The organism is Curvibacter sp. GW821-FHT01G03, assembly GCF_059422285.1.
In genome coordinates this window covers 119,148-137,637 of record NZ_JBWKWP010000017.1, presented here as the reverse complement: position 1 = coordinate 137,637, position 18,490 = coordinate 119,148, and the positions used below count along the sequence as shown (strand labels likewise).

Annotated in this window: 15 protein-coding genes and 1 pseudogene; 6 read left to right on the top strand and 10 right to left on the bottom strand. The window is 67.2% G+C overall.

Going from position 1 to position 18,490, the window contains the following annotated elements:
- The 4 genes and pseudogenes from AC07VS_RS22750 to AC07VS_RS22735 form a co-directional block, all read left to right on the top strand.
- Positions 1 to 180: pseudogene (locus tag AC07VS_RS22750) on the top strand (porin); the annotation flags it as partial.
- Between the two features lie 325 nt (positions 181 to 505).
- The gene (locus AC07VS_RS22745; RefSeq protein WP_494752103.1) at positions 506 to 1,492 is read left to right on the top strand and encodes a Bug family tripartite tricarboxylate transporter substrate binding protein; all 987 of its coding nucleotides are present in this window, start codon (positions 506 to 508) and stop codon (positions 1,490 to 1,492) included.
- Between the two features lie 76 nt (positions 1,493 to 1,568).
- Positions 1,569 to 2,615 (top strand): histone deacetylase family protein, encoded by a 1,047-nt coding sequence (locus tag AC07VS_RS22740; RefSeq protein WP_494752102.1) that lies wholly within the window; start codon positions 1,569 to 1,571, stop codon positions 2,613 to 2,615.
- A gap of 186 nt (positions 2,616 to 2,801) precedes the next feature.
- On the top strand, positions 2,802 to 3,863 hold the full coding sequence (locus AC07VS_RS22735; RefSeq protein ID WP_494752101.1) for a DnaJ C-terminal domain-containing protein: 1,062 nt from the start codon (positions 2,802 to 2,804) through the stop codon (positions 3,861 to 3,863).
- An 18-nt stretch (positions 3,864 to 3,881) separates the two neighbouring features.
- On the opposite strand, the gene AC07VS_RS22730 is transcribed toward AC07VS_RS22735, so the two are convergent.
- On the bottom strand, positions 3,882 to 5,135 hold the full coding sequence (locus AC07VS_RS22730) for an MFS transporter (protein WP_494752100.1): 1,254 nt from the start codon (positions 5,133 to 5,135) through the stop codon (positions 3,882 to 3,884).
- A 56-nt stretch (positions 5,136 to 5,191) separates the two neighbouring features.
- On the opposite strand from AC07VS_RS22730, the gene AC07VS_RS22725 reads away from it, so the two are divergent.
- Positions 5,192 to 6,151, top strand: a complete 960-nt coding sequence (locus AC07VS_RS22725) for a LysR family transcriptional regulator (RefSeq protein ID WP_494752099.1) — start codon at positions 5,192 to 5,194, stop codon at positions 6,149 to 6,151.
- Positions 6,152 to 6,172: 21 nt separating this feature from the next.
- On the opposite strand, the gene AC07VS_RS22720 is transcribed toward AC07VS_RS22725, so the two are convergent.
- From AC07VS_RS22720 to AC07VS_RS22695, 6 genes are all read right to left on the bottom strand, one after another.
- Positions 6,173 to 6,967 (bottom strand): class I SAM-dependent methyltransferase, encoded by a 795-nt coding sequence (locus tag AC07VS_RS22720; RefSeq protein ID WP_494659128.1) that lies wholly within the window; start codon positions 6,965 to 6,967, stop codon positions 6,173 to 6,175.
- Between the two features lie 57 nt (positions 6,968 to 7,024).
- Entirely contained in the window at positions 7,025 to 7,663 is a 639-nt protein-coding gene (locus AC07VS_RS22715; RefSeq protein WP_492345653.1) for an FABP family protein, read from the bottom strand.
- 389 nt (positions 7,664 to 8,052) lie between these two features.
- A complete protein-coding gene (locus tag AC07VS_RS22710; protein WP_492345652.1) occupies positions 8,053 to 9,030 on the bottom strand; it encodes an MYG1 family protein in 978 nt (325 codons plus the stop codon).
- A gap of 82 nt (positions 9,031 to 9,112) precedes the next feature.
- Positions 9,113 to 10,447: a type II toxin-antitoxin system HipA family toxin gene (locus AC07VS_RS22705; RefSeq protein ID WP_494752098.1), complete on the bottom strand. Its 1,335-nt coding sequence runs from the start codon at positions 10,445 to 10,447 to the stop codon at positions 9,113 to 9,115.
- 2 nt (positions 10,448 to 10,449) lie between these two features.
- Positions 10,450 to 10,731 (bottom strand): helix-turn-helix domain-containing protein, encoded by a 282-nt coding sequence (locus tag AC07VS_RS22700; RefSeq protein WP_019572716.1) that lies wholly within the window; start codon positions 10,729 to 10,731, stop codon positions 10,450 to 10,452.
- A 207-nt stretch (positions 10,732 to 10,938) separates the two neighbouring features.
- On the bottom strand, positions 10,939 to 12,288 hold the full coding sequence (locus AC07VS_RS22695) for a chloride channel protein (protein ID WP_494752097.1): 1,350 nt from the start codon (positions 12,286 to 12,288) through the stop codon (positions 10,939 to 10,941).
- Positions 12,289 to 12,443: 155 nt separating this feature from the next.
- Here AC07VS_RS22695 and AC07VS_RS22690 point away from each other — a divergent pair, with 155 nt between their 5' ends.
- Positions 12,444 to 14,933: a penicillin-binding protein 1A gene (locus tag AC07VS_RS22690; protein ID WP_494752096.1), complete on the top strand. Its 2,490-nt coding sequence runs from the start codon at positions 12,444 to 12,446 to the stop codon at positions 14,931 to 14,933.
- 93 nt (positions 14,934 to 15,026) lie between these two features.
- Here the strand turns inward: AC07VS_RS22690 and AC07VS_RS22685 are convergent, their stop codons facing one another.
- The 3 genes from AC07VS_RS22685 to AC07VS_RS22675 are packed head-to-tail and all read right to left on the bottom strand — an operon-like array spanning position 15,027 to position 18,374.
- Positions 15,027 to 16,085 carry a YeiH family protein gene (locus tag AC07VS_RS22685; protein WP_494752095.1) on the bottom strand — a complete coding sequence of 353 codons (1,059 nt, stop codon included), beginning with the start codon at positions 16,083 to 16,085 and terminating at the stop codon, positions 15,027 to 15,029.
- A 22-nt stretch (positions 16,086 to 16,107) separates the two neighbouring features.
- Positions 16,108 to 17,328, bottom strand: coding sequence for a cystathionine beta-lyase (gene metC / locus AC07VS_RS22680; RefSeq protein ID WP_494752094.1), 1,221 nt, complete (start codon positions 17,326 to 17,328; stop codon positions 16,108 to 16,110).
- Between the two features lie 56 nt (positions 17,329 to 17,384).
- Entirely contained in the window at positions 17,385 to 18,374 is a 990-nt protein-coding gene (locus AC07VS_RS22675; RefSeq protein WP_494752106.1) for a Bug family tripartite tricarboxylate transporter substrate binding protein, read from the bottom strand.
- Between the last annotated feature and the right edge of the window lie 116 nt (positions 18,375 to 18,490).

Below are 18,490 nucleotides of genomic sequence, written 5' to 3'. Positions count from 1 at the left end.
GTCTACAACCTCTCCAAGCGCACCGCCGCCTACGCCACCCTGGCCCGCGTCAGCAACTCCGGCGGCGCCTCCATGGCCGCCAACTCCTATGGCTCCGGCGCCCTCGGCCCCGTCACCGGCGCCAACAACGTTAATGGCAACTCCACCGGCTTTGACATCGGCCTGCGCCTGGCGTTCTGACCCCTGGCCCCGGGCGCCCCTGTAGAAGCCAGCGTGAATCAGGACAGGTCGGGCCCCGCCTCTGCCAGGGCTGCCCGGCCCCCTTGTTCACCGGATCGACCGGGGCCCTGTGGGCACGAGACTTTGCTTTCTTCAAGACTTTCAGGGCACCGGGCCTCCGGTGCCCTTTTTTCATTCGCCCACCCGGAACCGGCCTGCCACAACACCCCAGGAGGCTTCCCCATGCGGCGGCATCTAAGCATATGAAAAATGAATGGTTGGCGTCTTGGGATGCGGCGCACAGAATCGGGCCCCCGCTCCTCCATTGCCGCTGATCCCCGCCTCCATGCCGTTCAAACCCGCTTTTCTGGCCGCCGTTCGACTGACTCTGCTGTTGCTGGCGGGCGCTGGCTTGGCCGAAGGGGCCGCCGCCCAGGGCTATCCGAGCCGACCGGTACACCTGACCGTGCACAACACCCCGGGCAGTGCCCCGGATGTGCTGGCGCGCTACGTGGGCAACCGCCTGAGCGAAAGCTGGGGCCAGAGCGTGGTGGTGGACAACCGCACCGGCGCCGCCGGCGTGTTGGCCGCCGATGCCCTGGCCAAGGCGGCGCCCGACGGCTACAACCTGTTGGTGGGCGGTGACGGACCGATCACCATCTTGCCCAACCTGCAAAAAAACCTGCCTTACGACGCAAGGCGTGATCTGCTGCCCGTGGCGCCGCTGGGGCAGATCGACTTTGTGCTTGTGGCCCACCCCAAGTCCGGGCTGCGAAGCGTGGGTGATTTTGTGCGCGCCGCCAAGGCCCAGCCGGGCCGGCTCAACTATGCCTCGGCAGGCAACGGCAGCGCGCTGCAGTTTGCGATGGAGATGCTCAAGCAGCGCGCCGGCATCTACGCCACCCACATTCCCTACCGCGGCGGGCCGCTCGGCCTGCAAGACGTGATTGCAGGCCAGGTGGACCTGATGTTCATCGCCATCGGGCCGGCCCTGCCCCACATCCGCAGCGGCCGCGTGGTGGCCCTGGCCACCTCGGGCGAACAGCGCAATGCGCTGCTGCCCGAGATCCCCACCGTGGCCGAAACGTATGCGGGCTTTCGGGCCGGCACCTGGTTCGGCTTGTTTGCGCCGGCCGGCACGCCCCAGGCCGTGCTGGAGCCGCTGGCCGGCGAGGTCAATCGCATTCTGCGCAGCCCGGCCGCACGCAAGGAACTGGCGGCCCAGGGCATCGACGCGGCCAGCCTGTCGCGCCAGGCTTTTGCCCAGCAGGTCAGTACCGAGTACACGCGCTATGCGCAGATCGTGAAAAGCGCCGGCATCCACGCCGATTGAAACCGGGGCGGCCGCGCGCCGCAGCTGCCCCGGTGGCTAAACTCCGACCTTCCCTTTTGAGCTTGTCGGCGCCCGCATGATCATTTTTCACAACCCCCAGCACCACTTGCACGATGGCCGTCAGGAAATGTTCCGCGGCCGCCTGGTGCCCTGCCACGAAAACCCCAGCCGGCTTGACTATGTGATGAGCGAGCTGCAGCGCCGCCCCGTGGGCGTGTTACGCCAGCCCGGCGAGGCGGATCTGGCCCCTCTGCACCGCGTGCACAGCGCGCCTTACCTGGATTTTCTGGCCCGCGCCTGGGACGACTGGGTGGCCCTGAACCCGGCCAATGCCGAGCTCGACATCCTGCCCTCGATCTGGCCGGTGCGCGGCTTCAGGCACGAGGCCCCCAGCACCAACTTCACGGCGCGCCTGGGGCGCTTTTCGTTTGACTCAGGCAGCCCCATCACCGCCGGCACCTGGACAGCGGCCCTGGCCGGTGCACGCTGCGCCATCGAAGCCGCGCAGGCGGTGAGCGGGCCTGCACCAGAGTCGCGGGCGGCCATGGCCCTCACACGCCCACCTGGCCACCATGCCGGACCAGACTTTTTTGGCGGCTACTGCTTCATCAACAACGCCGCCGTGGCAGCCCAGACCCTGCGCGATGCCGGTGCCCAACGCGTGGCCGTGCTCGACATCGACTACCACCACGGCAACGGCACCCAGACCATTTTTTACGAGCGTGCCGATGTGCTGACGGTATCGGTGCACGGCGACCCGCGCACCGAATACCCCTTCTACCTGGGGTATGCCGACGAAACCGGCGACGGCGAGGGCCAGGGCTGCAACCTGAACCTGCCCCTGCCCACCGGCAGCGACTTCGCCACCTGGCGGGCTGCCCTGCAACAAGGGCTGGACGCCATCGCGGCCTTCGGCGCCGAGGCGCTGGTGGTGTCACTGGGGGTCGATACCTTTGAAGGTGACCCGATTTCGCAGTTCAAGCTGGCCAGCGCCGACTATCTGCAGGTTGGGGCCGCCATCGCCCAGGCCGGGCTGCCCACGGTGTTCGTGATGGAAGGCGGCTACGCCGTGGCCGAGGTGGGCATCAACGTGGTCAACGTGCTGCAGGGCTTTGCGGGCTGAGGCCAGGTGTATCCAATGGTTCGTGACTGCACCCGCCGCCCCCAGAGGGTGGCGGCGCTGGGCTGACGTTCTTTCACAGTCTGCGCCGAGGGCAGCCCGGCGGCCTGCTACCATGCGCCCCTGGCCCCGATGGCCCGCGGGCACCTGCCCCGGTGGCCGGCCCGCCACGCCAAGAAACAGACCCCCATGGACAAGCACGAGGCCTACCGCGAACTGGGCCTGCCCCCTACCGCCAGTGATGACCAGTTGAAAGCCGCCTGGCGCCGCCTGGTGTCGCGCTGGCACCCCGACCGCAACCCCAGCCGCGACGCGGCCAGCCGCACCCAGCGCATCAACAAGGCCTACCACCACCTGCGCGCCTTGCGCGATGCCCCCCCCGAGCCGGCCCCCACGCCGCCACCGCCCCCGGCGCAGCCAGCGCGCCCGCCAGCGGCCGACAAATCCAGCCACAAGACCAAGCCCCCCCCACCCCGGGAAGTGACGGTGCGCCAGGTCAGCCTGTCCATCGAGGAAGCCACGCTGGGCTGCGTGCGCACCCTGCGGGGCCGCTTTACCCATGCCTGCACAGCCTGCCAGGGGCAGGGCCACCGGATGCTGCCCAGCGCCTGCCCGGGCTGCCAGGGCAAAGGCACACGCGCCAAGGCCGCCCTGTTTGGCTGGCTGTGGACCCAGGAAACCTGCCCCGACTGCGCTGGCGACGGTCGCGAGCATCAACACTGCACCCTTTGTGAGGGCACGGGCCAGCGTTCGGTCAACTACCGGCGGCATGTGCGCATCCCGCCCGGTGTGCGCGCCGGCGACGAACTCAGCGTGCCCGGCACCCTGCACGATGGCATGGAACTGGCCCTGGAACTGCGCCTCGACATCGAGCCTCACCCCTTCTTTGTGCTGGAAGACGGGCAACTGCGATGCGAGATCCCTGTGTGCGGCTACGCCTGGGCGGCCAATCAATGGGTGGAGGTGCCCGCCCCCGAGGGCCTGCAGCACATGCGACTGAACCGCGATGCCCTGGTGTACCGCTTGCGCGGTCAGGGCTTTCCCGAGCGGCCCAACGGCCCGCGTGGCGACTACATCGTCAAAGTGGTGCCCAGTTTTCCGGAGGCGCCCAATGCCGAGCAACAAGCCCTGCTCGATCAGCTGATGGCCGCCTCGGTCCGCGCGGCCGAAGCCCAGCCCGACAGCGCGCTGGGCCGGTGGCGTCGGCAACTGGCAGGCTGGCAACCCAAGGCGCAGGGCACCAAGGACTGAGCAACCGTCTGGAAAGCCTCAGGCCCTGCCCTGCACGGCCAGCGCCCGCCGAACCCACCAGATCAAGGGGAGCGTGAGCAGCACGAAGCCCGCCACGCACTGCATGGCCGACACCACGCCCAGCCAGTCCCCCAACCCGCCGAACGCACTGGGGGCGATGGCACCGGCCCCGATGGTGGCGGTGTAATACAGGGCGAAGGCCCGGTCACGCCGCGCGGGTGTCACCAGATCGGGCACGCAGCCGTACAGCACCGATGAGGTGCCGTTGAGCATCAGGCCCAACAGGGGCATCAGTGCCAGTGCCCCCCACCAGGGCAGCAGCAAGGTCCCCAAAATGCACAAGGCCGTGGCCCCTTCGGTGAACCACACCGTGCGCATCGTGCCCAGACGGCGTTCCAGCACCGCACACCACAGCTTGCCCAGGGCACCGCCCACAAACAACAGGCCCAGCGCCAGGCCGATGCCGGCGGTACCCGCGCCCTTGGTGGTCAATACAAAGGGCAAGAAGGTCAGAAAGCCCATGCGCGTGCCGCTGTCCACCACCCCCGTGGCGGCCAGGGCCATCAGACCCCAGGGGGGTGGGGCGACTGCGTCGCCAAGCCTTTGCACGGCGGGCTCGGCCGGGGCCGCCACGGCGGGCTGCACCTGCGCAGGTTCGGCCCGCAACAGCCAGGCCAGTCCGGCGGCAGCCGCCAGTCCCAGCAGGCCCACCGCGATCAGGCTGTGTTGCCAACTGAGCCACATCGTCAGACCGCCCACCAAGGCCGGCACAGCCGTCTTGCCCATGTCGCCGGCAAAGTTGTACGTGGCCAGCGCCCGCCGGGCCTGCAAACGGTCGCCGGCATACGCATCGGCCACCAGGGCCGAAGCCAAAGGGTGCTGGGTGCTGGCACCCAGGCCTCCAAGCAAGAGCGCAGCGCACACCACCGGCAAGGCACCACTGAAGCCAGCGACCAGGTAGGCCAGCGCCACCAGCAAGGTCCCCCCCACCAGCAAGGCGGGCCGTCCCCAACGCCTGGCCAGACGCGTGGCCGGCACCTGGAAACCGGCCATGCAGGCGGCATACAGGCCACGCAGGGCTCCGGTGAAGGCCAACGACAGGCCAAACTGACTCTGCCAGAGGGGCAGCAGCACATAGATCAGGTCGGTCATGCCGTCGTGCACGGCGTGGGCCGCGCTGGCGGCCCACAGGTTGCGCCGGGCGGCCGAGGGGACGACGGCGGAAGCCTCGGGTGCGGGGGCAGGTGTTGTGATCGAAATCATGGCGGGCATGATGCCGCGAGTCCGGCTCAAGCCGTGACCCGGATTGAGGAAAATGCATACCCATCATGAGTCAATCAGATACCCCCACCCTCCCCGATCACACCGCCCCAGCGCAGCCAACACCAGATCGGCCCCGGCCTGGGCGGCCACAGCAGGTGCCGTTGAACGCCGTGCGGGTGTTTGTCGAGGCGGCGCGCTGGGGCAGCTTCAAGCGCACGGCTCAACACCTGGGGCTGACGCAAAGTGGCGTCAGTCGCCATGTGGCCACCCTGGAGTCCTGGCTGGGCCAAGTGCTGTTCCAGCGCAGCGGCACGGGCCTGAGCCTGACCGAAGCTGGGCGCCTGTACTTCGACACGGTCCAGGATGCGATGGCCACCATCGAGCTGACCAGTCAGCAATTGCGCAGCCGCAACGCCGGACCTTCGGTGTTGCAGGTGCGCACCTCCTTGCCTTCGCTGGCCATGGCAGTGCTGATCCCGGCACTGGCCCGCTTTCAGGCGGCCCACCACATCAGCGTCGAGCTGACCACCTCGCTGGCCATGCCCCAACCCGACGATGCCTTTGATGTGCTGGTGACACGCGATCTGAACCTGGGGCATGCCGAGCAGTGGCACCTGGCCCACGAGGAGCTGGTGGCCGTGGCCACGCCCGAGCAACTGCGCCGCTGGCATCACAAACCGGTATCAAGCTGGCCCTTGCTGGTGGCGCGATCGCGGCCTGATGTGCTGGCCCTGTGGTCTCAGCGCCAGGGGCTGGGTGCTGGCGGGCTGCACATCCAGGCCGGATTCGATCATTACTTTCTGGCCATCGCGGCGGCCCTGAGTGGCGCTGGGGTGCTGGTGGCGCCGTCGTTTTTGGTGGCCAGCCATCTTCAACAAGGCCTGCTGAACGAGTTGCCACTGGAGCGTGTGCGCGGCGAGGGCAGTTACCTGGCGTTCATCCACCCGCGTTGTGCCCAACCGGATTCGGCCAGGGCATTCTGCCGCTGGATCAAGGCCGAACTGGCCGCCAGCCGCCCCACCTGAGCGCCCCGGCCCACCGTGGATTCAGAGCCGTTGGCACAGGTATGCCTCGGTCTGGTATGGAAAGGCCACCGTGGCCTGGCCGCTCAGGGCCGGGTGGTGGGCGACGAGGTTTTGCAATTGTTGACGCACCACGTCCTGCTTGTCGGGCGGCAATGCGGCGATGAAGCTGACCGACATGAATCGGTCCACGATCACCTGGGCCGGCGGGCCCACATGCTGGTAACTGAAACGGCTCAGCGCCAAGGGCGTGAACCAGCGCCCTGTGAAAGGCTTGCGCCAATCGCCCTTGTAGAAGCGCGGCGCATCGCCTTCATGCGGTGTGATCAGCTCGGTCAGCCTGGCCACCCAATCGACCGATTCGTCGCGCACGTTCCAGACCAGGCCCAGGCAGCCGCCGGGGCGCAGCACGCGGTGGATCTCTTGCAGCGCGGCCTCGGTGGCAAACCAGTGGAAGGCCTGCGCGCAAACCACCGCATCGACCGAGGCGTCGGGCAAGGGCAACGCCTCGGCCGTGCCACCCAGGGCGCTCACGCCCGGTAGCGCAGCCGTCAACTGGGCCCGCATTTCAGCCACCGGTTCAACCGCGACCACCTGAGCGCCCGTGCGGGCCAGCAAGCGGGTGAACTTGCCGGTACCAGCCCCCAGGTCCAGCACCCGGCTGGCCGGGCCCAGGCCCAGGGCCTGCTGCAGCCAGGGCAGCAACTCGGCCGGGTAGTCGGGGCGGCCCTGGGCGTAGGCCTGGGCGGCTTGCGAGAACCCTTGTTGGGCGGCCTGGTGCACCGGCAGGGTCTCAGAAGCAGAAATGGGCTGGGTCATGGATGGGCTCCTTGCCAGGATCGAGCGAGCCGAGGGCTGGGCCCGCTCTGGGCGCCCTCAGGCCGGGCGAGCCATCGGGTTGGGCGTGGGTTCGGCCACCTTGAACAGGTGGTTGCGATCGGTGTGGTGGAAGGGCTCGGTCTGGCCCCGGATCATCATCACCGTGTCTTCGCTGTAGCCCCAACTGCCGTCGGGGTGGATGGTGACCTCGATGCGGTACTCCACCGTCTTGAAGGCGTGATCCAGAAACGGGTTGGAGCTGATGTTGGCATGCGTGTCGCCCAGGGTGGAGACCAGCTCGAAGCGGGTGGCATCGGGGGCTGCCTGGCCCACCGCCATGGCGATCTGGCCGCGTGGAATGGCCAGGGTCTGGATCACCGTGCCGGTGGCCGGCTCCCACAGCCAGTAGCCGACCTGGTCATGGTAGGTCTTGGTCTGGCCGGGCTTGACCACGTGCACGTGGTAGCGCAGGCCATACAGCAGCTGCGGGCCGTTGGTCTGCGGGTCGATGGGTTGCAGCTCGATGCGCTCGACATAGGCCTGCTTGCGCGGGCCGTCGGCCTTGGGTTTGACGTCCAGCCCACGGTTGCCCTCCCACACGCCGGCCATGGGGGCCAGCGGGCCCAGGTTGGCCAGGGTGTTGAAGTCAAGGTTGGCGGGCTCGGTGTAGATGTCCTGGGCGAAGGTGTGCGACATGGCAATGCAGATGCTTGGGTTGGGGGCGATGTCGGCCCCCAGCAGGCGCCCGACTCCAGCGAGCCCGGGACGGCAGCGGTGAACCGACACCTCTGGATCATAGAACGGACACACGCTCTGACTTGGCTCTCGCGTAACAAGGTGCCAAGAGCCCCGATTTATCCATTGTCATCTCGCTCCAGATGATTGATCCGAACCAAGATCATTTCGGATAAATGAGCCCGACAGCCCACCACCAAGCCCAGCGCCAGCAACTGCCCAATCATTGAGCAGCGCAACACAAGCCCTTGTGAATCAAGTACTTACCCTGGCTTTCAGCCCCCTGGGCACGGCTTATCCACAGTGTTGTTCAGGGTTTGCAGGGAAAACTGCCGGCCTTGCCCGAGGCTTCAGCGACCGGCGGATTGCAGGGCCAGTTCAGCCAGGCGCACGGCACCGGCCTGGCTGCGGGCGCCGGCAATGAACAGGTTCATGTGGCAGAACACGCTGTCGGCCACCCCGGTGACGGCCGCCATCTCCTGCTCGCGCAGGCCGGCCCAGGCTTCGGGCAGGTCCATCTTGGCGGTGAACGAACCGGGCTCGATCGGCACGGTCTTGATCTGGTATTGGTCGCCATCCGAATCGGGGTAGATCACCAGCAGCACCTCAGGCATTTCTTCAAGCACCACGTGGGTCCAGGGCATGCCGCCCTCACGCAGGTGCAGCACGCGCCCGTCGAGCAGGCGCGGGGCATTGCGCACGGTTTCCTTGGCGCGCAGCTGCGAGATCTTGCGCACGATGGCGTGGTCCAGAAAGCGGCGGGTGATGGCGATCGCCTCACGGAAGCGGGTCTCCTGCAGAGCGGCCTTGGTGTCCTGCGTCAGGCCCTGCTCGTCCATCCAATGGGTGTTGAGCTGCGAGACCAGGGCCGACAGGCCGAAGATGCCCGGGGCCACATCGCCCTGGCCGGTGTCCACGATGTCGAGGTACTGCACCAGCGAGGCATCGAGCGAACGCACCACCTCGGCCACCGCCGCGTCGTCCAGCGCATGGCCCTGGGCCTGCGCCAGCGCGCGCACATAGTCGGTGCCATGGGCGGCCCACACGAGGCCGGCACTGGCATAGCCCACGCCGGGCTGGCTTGCGCCGTCCACCCATCGGGCCGGGCGAGCGCCGTCAAAGCCGCGCTGGTGGTGGTCGAAACGCCCACGCGCCGCGTCCCACTGCCCGCCGACATCGACCGCGAAATCGGCGGCCTCGATCAGTTCGTTCTTGCGGGTTCGGATCAGGGTGTGCGAGGGATGCACCCCCATGAGCACGCCCACGCCAAAAACGTCGTCGGCGTGGAAGGTGCCACTGTGGGTGGCGATGGTCTTGTGGTCGGTCATGGGGGGATTTTATTGACTGAGCTAGCCCTCGAATTTCGGAGTTCGTAACTCAGCAGCCTTCCAAGTCAAGCGAACGCGCGATTTAGGGTGTCGAGTCGGCCAGAATTTGGGCCGTGCGCCGCAGGCCCTCGAAAACTGAAATGGCGACCCTCTCCGGGAAGCCCGTGGGCAGTCGAGCTGTGACACCTGCGATGGCCTGCTCCAGGTCCTCAAGCACTTCCTTGATGACATCCTCTGCACTTTCGCGCTGGAAGAACTTTTCTGCGGTTGCGTTGAAGTGGCGACGCTGAATGTCCTTGAAGCTGTAGTGCCGATTCTTGCCTTGCAGCGCCATGGCGAGCTTGGCTTTGTACCAAGAAAACTGGTTTGCGCGGTTTCCTTCAACGGGCCAGATGGACATCACGTCGTACATCGGCGTGAGCGTGTAGCGGCCAAGTGGCAAGATGCGCAGGCTGAAGTTCTTGGCGTGACCGTCAGGCGCGGCGAGCATCCAAAATAGCAACTGCGTCTTCAGAAAATTCTTGAGGTCAATCTCCGCGTTCACGGAGCCAGAGAGCACCCTGGCGATGTCCGCCATACCGGGTCCGCCATCAGCCTCGTACTTGCGGTGGGGCGCTGTGCCACTGACTTGGCAGAAATCTTCTTGGGGAAGGCGTAGCAGCCAGGTGCCTGACGAATGCATCTGCCTGTCGAATCGCTCGACAGAGAGAACCTTTTGGCTCCCGAACTGGAGAATTTCCGTTGTGGCTGTCGGCACACCGAATTCACGCATCAGTTCCATGCAGAGCCACTCGTTTTCCACCGAGGTTCCAAAATCGGCCTTGCGTGCACCCACAAGTCCGATGGGCAGCTTCAGGATGTGCGTGGTGGGCGTGGAGCGATGGGGACGTTTCCATTGGCCGTCATGCCACAAGAGCGCCGTCTTCTCTTGGGCGCCCGCAAGCGAGATGCGGAAGTTTTCATCATCTTCCACGCCCGGGTGCGGGCCTGAGCCCACAGCCAGCTGCAGCAGTTCCTCCACCTCACCCTCGTTGAGTGGCGTGCCCTCGATGCTTGCGACGTTGACCGGCGACTCGTCAGCGCCGAGTAGCTGGATGGCGCCCACACAATCACGTCCGATGGCTTCGAGCAGATCAAATGCCTCCAGGGTGTCTGTCTTGAATCGGGTGGCCAGGCGCTTTCGGATGGGCTCGCTATCGGGCAACAGGTTTTCGAAGTAGTTGTTGACCGGGGCCCCGCGCAGCGCCTGCGCGCCCGTGAAAGGCATGGACAGAGACAGTGGTCGACCCGCCGCCGAGGCCATCCAGGCAGCGTCGTAGACGAACTCCATATCGCCACGGGCAGGGAGTGTCCAGGTGCCCACCCGCTCCCCATTGGCCCAGACGGAGAGGGCGCGAACACGCGTTGCACGCCCCATGATCACCACTCCACCTTACCAGCGGTCGGTTCGCCTCGGCCGCCCTCGCTTCCGGCAACGGGCGAGCCGCCCCGGGTCTGCACTTGCAATTCGAGGCCCAGAACGGATATGACGGCAAGCAGTTGATCCACGCGCATGGAGCCCGGGTCAGTCTCCAGTTCGGACACGCGGTTTTGGCTCAAGCCAAGTTTTGCGGCCAGCTGCTTCTGGCTCATCTTGGCGCTTTTGCGCACGGCTCGAAGGACGAGTCCGACTTGGCTAGGGACAGAGAGCAGTTGATTCATGGGGCGTGGTGAGGCGAAAGTATCGCCAATGCTGATACTTTCATTGTATCGCTATTGTCGATAAATGCAATAAATCGCTCCAACCGATAAATCCAAGATATCGCCAGAAGCGATGCGTTGTGGTCGGGATCGAACCGCGACCAGGGAGAAATTTTCGGCGCCTTGTGACAGAGGATCCAGCCGGTCGTACCACCCGGCAACAGGTCTTCAGGCCGATGGCGCCGTCTCGCTCCGCCCCCTCAGCCCCTCCGGCAGACGCAACCACTGCAGGTGCGCCAGCGAGGCATACAGCGGCAGGCTGATCAGGCGCGACACGCCGCTGGCCACCAGGGCACTGGCCATCAGGCTCAGCACCAGGCCGTGACCATCGACCATTTCCATCACGATGATGAAGGCGGTGAGCGGTGCCTGGGTGGCCGCGGCCAGAAAGCCCGCCATGCCCAGGGCGATCAGGGTGCTGGCCTGCGCCGGGTTGAGCCACTGGGCCAGGTCATTGCCGATGCCGGCGCCGATTGCCAGAGAAGGCGCAAAAATGCCCCCGGGCACGCCTGACCAGCTGGTGATCCAGGTGGCCGCGAACTTCAGCAGCACATACAGCGGATTGGCCTGCTGCGGCCCCTCCAGCAGGCTGCGGGTGTGCTGGTAGCCACTGCCGAAGGTGGCCCCATCGCTGGCCAGCCCCATCACGGCCACCGCCAGGCCGCAGCCGGCGGCAAAGCGCACCGGGAAGGCCCGGCGCCAGCGCGTGAACACATCGCCCGAGGCCATGCTGAGCGAGGCCACCATCAGGCGCGAGAACAAGCCGCCAGCCAGACCGGACACCACGGCCACGGCCAATGCCGGCACCAACAGGCCGAGGTCGACCACCCCGGGCCGGATCACCCCGAAATACGTGGCGTTGCCGTACACCGACACCGCCATCAGCCCCGACAGCACGATGGCCGCCATGATCAGGCCGTTGCTGCGCTGCTCGGGCTTGCGGGACAACTCTTCGATGGCAAACATGATGCCGCCCAGCGGCGTGTTGAAGGCCGCGGCAATGCCGGCGGCCCCCCCCGCGATCAACAGGCCCTGCTCCGACACCGGCCCACCCGGCTTCAAAAAGCGCCGCGCCGAGTGCATCACGCCAGCCGCGATCTGCACCGAGGGGCCTTCGCGCCCCAAAGACAGGCCGCACAGCAGGCCACTGGCGGTGAGCAGCATCTTGGCCAGGGTCAGCCGCAGTGACACAAACCAGGCGCTGGCCGGTGCCGGCAGGCCCAGTGTCAGGGCGGCCATGACCTGCGGAATGCCCGAGCCCGCAGCGCCCGCAGCAAAACGCCGCGTCAGCCACACCACGGCGGCCGTGCCCAGCGGCGTCCAAAACAGAGGGGCCCACCAGGCCAGGCCTTGCAGGGCGTGAAAGGCCAGCAAAGCCTGTTCGGTCAGCCAGGTGAAAAGCACCACCGTGAGGCCCGACAACACGGCGAAGCCCATGACGACCGCCCGCACCGACCACAGGCGCCAGTCGGAAAGCTCTCTGCGAATGGCCTGCATGACCTGGGGATGCTGTTTCATGGTGTGAGCGTGAGATGGAATGGCCCGGCGCGGGGTCTGTGCCAGCGTGGGCTCGATTGTATTTGTACAAATCCAAATGCGTGGGGGCCCTGTGCCGACAGGCCCTACACTCCCCCCTTCGCCGCGCCAGCACTGCGCGCTGATCCGCGCCCGCCATGACACCCGAGACCCCAGAGCCCACCCCCTCCCCGCCCAACCGTGTTCTCCCCCGCCTGGGAGCCGCGCTGCGGCGCAGCCCGGCGCTGGCCAAGGCCCTGGGCGCGGCCGTGACGGCCCGACTGAACCGACGCCGTGTGGCCTGGGCCGTGGCTGCGGTGCCCCTGGGGCTGGTGCTCTACACCGTGCTGCTGATCCCGTTCACGCCCAGCATCCAGGACATCCGCAAGGCCAACCAGGAGCAGCCGGCGCAGATCCTGTCGGCCGACGGCAAGCTGATCACCGAGTTCAAGCGCGCCAACCGCGAGTGGGTGCCTCTCAAGCGCATCTCACCCCATGTGGTGGACGCCCTGATTGCCACCGAAGACCACCGCTTCTACCAGCACCATGGGCTGGACTGGCGCCGCCTGGGCTCGGCGGCGCTCAGCACCTTCGGCGGCAGCCGGCAGGGCGGCTCGACCCTGACGCAGCAACTGGCGCGCAATCTGTACCCCGACGAAGTGGGCCGGGCCCCCACGCTGACGCGCAAGCTCAAGGAGGCCATCACCGCGGTCAAGATCGAGATCGTCTACAGCAAGCCCGAGATCCTGGAGACCTACCTCAACACCGTGCCGTTTCTGTACAACGCCTTCGGCATCGAGATGGCGGCCCGCACCTACTTCGACAGCTCGGCCGATGCCCTGGATGTGCTGCAAAGCGCCACCCTGGTGGGCATGCTCAAGGGCAACAGCTATTACAACCCGGTGCTCAACCCGGAGCGCGCGCAGCAACGGCGCAACATCGTGCTGTCCCAGATGGTCAAGCGCGACAAGCTCTCGGCCACGGCCTTCGAGGCCCTCAAGAGCCGCCCCCTGCGCATCGACTTCGAGCGCCAGACCGAGCCCCCGGGACCGGCCGCCCACTTTGCCCAGCAAGTGCGCAAATGGCTGGTGGCCTGGGCCGACCGCAACGACTACAACATCTACACCGATGGCCTGGTGGTACGCACCACGCTCGACTCGCGTCTGCAGGCCCTGGCCAACCAGGCGGTGCAGCGCCAGACCGCCCAGCTGCAACGGGTCGCCAATGCCGCCTGGGCCGGCGCCAGCACCTGGAACGCCAAGAACCCGTTGGTGCAGGGCTTCATGCGCGACACCCCGGCCTACCGCAGCGCCTTGGCCGGCGGCCTGAACGATGCCCAGGCCCTGAAGAAGCTGCAGGCCGACACGCCCTTCATGCGCAGCCTGCTGCAACAGAAGACCTTGCTGCAAGCAGGATTTCTGGCCCTGGACCCACGCAACGCCCAGGTGCGGGCCTGGGTGGGCAGCCGCGACTTCGAGCAGGACGCCTACGACCACGTGCAGCAGGCGCGCCGCCAGCCCGGCTCCACCTTCAAGCCTTTTGTGTATGGCGAGGCCTTCCGCCAGGGCATGAGCCCTGACGACACGCTGGTCGACCAGAGCATCGAGATCGCGGTGGGCCGCAATGAGGTCTGGCGCCCCAGTGACGAAAGTCCGCCCAGCGGGCGCCCCATGAGCCTGCGCGATGGGCTGGCCTATTCCAAGAACACCATCACTGCCCAACTGGTGCAAAAGGTGGGCCCCGACAAGGTGGCCCGGCTGGCGCGCGCCCTGGGCGTGCGCCAGAGCAAGCTCGAGGAGGTGCCCTCGATCGCCCTGGGCACCAGCCTGGTCAGCTTGAAGGAGATGGTCAACGCCTATGCCAGCATCGCCCACCAGGGGCGCTATCTGGAGCCCACGCTGGTCACCCGAATCGAAGATCGCCAGGGCCACGTGATCGAAGACCTGGCCCCGGCCCGCGCCGAGGCGGCCTTGCCCGAGCGCGTGGCCTACACCCTGATCGACACCCTGCGCGGCGTGGTGGACCGCGGCACCGGCACCGACATCCGCAACCGCTGGGGCATCCGGGCCGACGTGGCTGGCAAGACCGGCACGACCCAGGACAACACCGACGGCTGGTTCATCCTGATGCAGCCCCAGTTGGTGGCCGGCGCCTGGGTGGGCTTCAACGACAGCCGCATCACCCTGCGCAGCGACTACTGGGGCCAGGGCGCACACAGTGCCCTGCCCATCGTGGGCGACGTGGTGTCCAAGGCCTTGCGCGCCCGCTTGATCGACGGCAAGACCCGCTTCGAGCCCCCGGACGACAGCAACTGGCTGCAACGACTGCTTCAACGCGCCCGCGAAAGCCTCAGGCAACAACTTCACGACCTGTGGCAAGGCCTGGCGCAGCGACTGCTGCAACACCTGCCGCATGGCCTTTGGTCACAGCCCGCCAAGGCCCCTGCCCGCCCGCCGGCCCCGCCGATGCCGGCCAATCCGCCCGCCCCACCGCCGCCTGTACCTGAGACAGCACCCGACCCGTTGCAGAAAAAGATCGACGACATCATCACCGAACCGCGCGAAGAAAGCCCGGCGCCCCAGGTGCTGCCCCAGCCCAGCCCGCCGCAGGCTTCATCGCCGCAACCCTTGCCTTACGAACAGCGTTGAAGCCGGCGGTAAGCCATGGACGCGAGATGGGGGCACGATGAGTGAGCGCACCGTGCGCCGCTCACGTGCTTCCCCGCCGGGATCCCGCTGGACTCAAGAGTGGCCCGCCCGGTCCAGCCACAGGTAGCCCACAAACAAGGCCAGCAGCCACAGGGTTTCGGCCAGCATCAAAAGCACGGGCCGCCAACCCAGCGCCACCAGCCTGGCCAGTGAGGTTTTCATGCCCAGGGCCGCCATGGCCACCACCAGACAGACACGCGACAGGTCACCCAACAGCCGCCCCGCCGTGACCGGCACGCCACCGACGCTGTTCAGCAACACCAGCCCCATGAATGCCAGCAGGAACAAGGGCACCAGAGGGGCCCGGCCGACCGCATCCGCGGGCGCTGCGGGTGATACCCGGGCCCTGTGCCGGCCACGCCAGTACAGGGCCAGCAAGGCCACCACCGGCACCAGCAACAGCACACGCAACAATTTGACGATGATGCCCACATCCGCCGCGTGCGGCGAGATCATCGAACCCGCCCCGACCACCTGCGCGACATCGTGGATGGTGCCGCCCAGCAAAATGCCAGCCGCCACATCGGGCAGTTGCAGCAGCAAGGCCAGCGGCGGGTAGAAGACCATGGCCAGGGTGGAAAAACCGGTCACCCCCACCACCGTCAGCAGCACGCAGCGCTCGTTCTCCTCGGACCTGGGCATCACCGCCGACACGGCCAAGGCCGCTGAGGCACCGCAGATCGAGACGGCCGCCCCCGACAGCAGCCCCATGTCGCGTGTCAGTTGCATGCGCCCAGCCAGCCACGCCCCCAGGCAGATCGTGCTGACCACGCCGGCCACGGCCACGCAGAACGGCCCCGCACCCAGGCTGCTGACCTGCCCCAGGGTGATGCGCGCTCCCAGCAGGGCCACGCCAGCGCGCAACACCGTGCGGGTGCAGAAATCGATGCCGGGACGGCAGCGCACATCCTCGTGAAGAAAGTTCAGCGCCAAGCCCAGCAAGAGCGCGTAAAGCAGCAAGGGCCCCCCGTAATGCTCGGCCATGAAGGTGGCCGACACCATGACCAAGGCGGCCATCGCGGCACCAGGCCACAGCACGCGCAAGCGCCCCACACCGGCATGCAATGCCGGCCAATCCGAGAAGGTCCTCATGGCAAGCCGATCCAAGGGCCGCTCAAAGGGCAGCGCCGAAAGGCGCCAAGGAGGCAAACGCCTGCGCCAGATCGTTCTGCAGGTCGACCGGGTCCTCCAGGCCCACGTGCAGGCGCACCACGGCACCCCGTCCCCGCCAGTCCTCCAGGCTCCGGGCCTTGTTCATGTCGGCCAGCGTGGCCAGGCTTTCATAGCCACCCCACGAGGCCCCTATGCCGAACAGGGCGAGGTGATCGATCAGTTGCTCAGCCGCCTGCGGCGCCATTGAGGGCTGCATCTCAAAGGACAGCAGCCCGTTGGTGCCCTTGCAGTCCCGCCGCCACAGCGCGTGCCCGGGGTGTGAGGGCAACGCCGGGCAGAACACGGTGGCCACCTCGGGCCGGCCCTGCAGCCAGTGCGCCAGGTGCAGGGCATGGCGCTCGTGCATCTGCAGGCGGGCCGACAGCGTGCGCATGCCACGCAGCACCAGCCAGGCGTCGTCGGGGCTCACGGTCATGCCGAAGGCATCGCTGCGATCGGCCAGGGTTTGCCAGGCCGCCCGGGTGGTGCAGACCGTGCCCATCATCACATCCGAATGACCCGACAGGTACTTGGTGGCCGCCATGATGGAGATGTCCGCCCCCAGGGCCAACGGCCGATACTGGCACCCCGAGCCCCAGGTGTTGTCCGCCACCAGCCAGGCCCCCTGGGCATGGGCCAGGGCCGCCAACTCAGGCAGGTCGCACATCTCATACACCAGCGATCCCGGGCATTCGGCATACACCATGCGGGTCGCGGGCCGGACCAGGCGGGCCACATCCTGGCCGTCGGCCCGGAAGAAACTGCAGTCGATGCCGTAGGGGGCCAGAAAGCTGGCGGCCAGGTGACGCACCGGCTCGTAGACCGCATCAGACATCAGCACATGGTCGCCGGGCCTCAGGTAGGCCAGCAGCGTCATGCCCACGGCCGCCAGCCCGGTGGGGAACAGGCGCGTTCGATAGCCTCCTTCCAGCTCGCTGACCGCGTCTTCCAGCGCGAAGGTGGTGGGCGTGCCACGGGCACCATAGGTGAACAGGCGCTCGCTGCCACGCCGACCGCGCATCTCGCGTTGGGCCGCCACGCTGTCGAACAGCACGGTACTGGCCCGCACCAGGGGTGGGTTGACGGGACGGCCTCCGGCCTGCTCGGGGGTCTGCCCGGCATGCAACAGGCGGGTCTGGAGACTGACACCAGCCGGATGGGATGGGGTGTGGTTCGTGGTCATGTGCGGTGGTTTGGGCTGGCGGTTGGGATGCAGGTGTGGGGCTGAGGCGCTGGGCCTCAATCAACCCGTGCGCCCGACAGCTTGACCACCCGCGACCAGCGCTCGATGTCTTGCCGCACTTGCGCTGCAAAGGCCTCCGGTGTGTTGGCCACCACCTCGCTGCCGCCCTCGGTGATCTGACGGCTCACCTCCGGCGAACGCAGGACCCGCACCAAGGCCTCATGAAGGTAGGCCACCCGCTCGGCCGGGGTACCGGCGGGCACAAAGAAGCCATACCAGTCTTCAAACCGCGCATTCGCATAGCCCAGTTCCTCCAGCGTGGGGACCTTGGCAAACACGCCGACCCGACGCGGGCTGGTCACCGCCAGGGCGCGCATCTTGCCGTTTTGCACCATGCCTGCCACCGATGCGGTCGAGGTGAGCAGCACATCAACCTGCCGGCCCAGCAGATCGGTGATGGCCGGGCCCGCGCCCTTGTAGGGCACATGGGTCATTTCCACACCGTGGTCTTTGGCCAGCATCACCCCTGCCAAGTGCGACAGCGTGCCGTTGCCAGGAGAGCCGTAGGTCACCGTGCCCGGGTGGCTGCGGGTGCGACCGGCCAGGTCGGCGAAAGTCTTGTACGGAGAATCCGCCGCCACCACCAGCGCCAGAGGCGCCGCATTGATCTGGGTGACGGGGATGAAGTTCTTTTGCGGATCAAAGCCCGCCGAGGCATACAGCGAGGGGTTCACCGCCATCAGCGACACCTGGCCGGACAACAGGGTGTAACCGTCCGCCTTGGACTCGAGCACGGCCTTGGCACCGATGTTGCCGCCGGCGCCGCCCCGGTTTTCGACCACGGCGGCCTGGCCCGTCACCTCCTGCAGGCGCGCCGTCACCAGTCGCGTGGTGCCATCGTTGCCGCCGCCAGGTGGAAACGGCGAGATGAAGCGGATCGGCTGGACCGGAAAGCCATTGCGCGGCGGCAAGGGCTGGGCATGCACCGGGGCTTGCAGCCAGCCGGCCAGAACGGCAACGGCTGCCAGCCAGAAGGGGATCGACATCGGGCGAAGGGGGTGGGACATGGGTCAACTCCTGTGTGGGTCAGAGCGAGGGGACAATCGATAAGGCAAGCCATGAGGCATGGCGTTCTGAAACGCCTGGGGCAGCGCCTTGTACC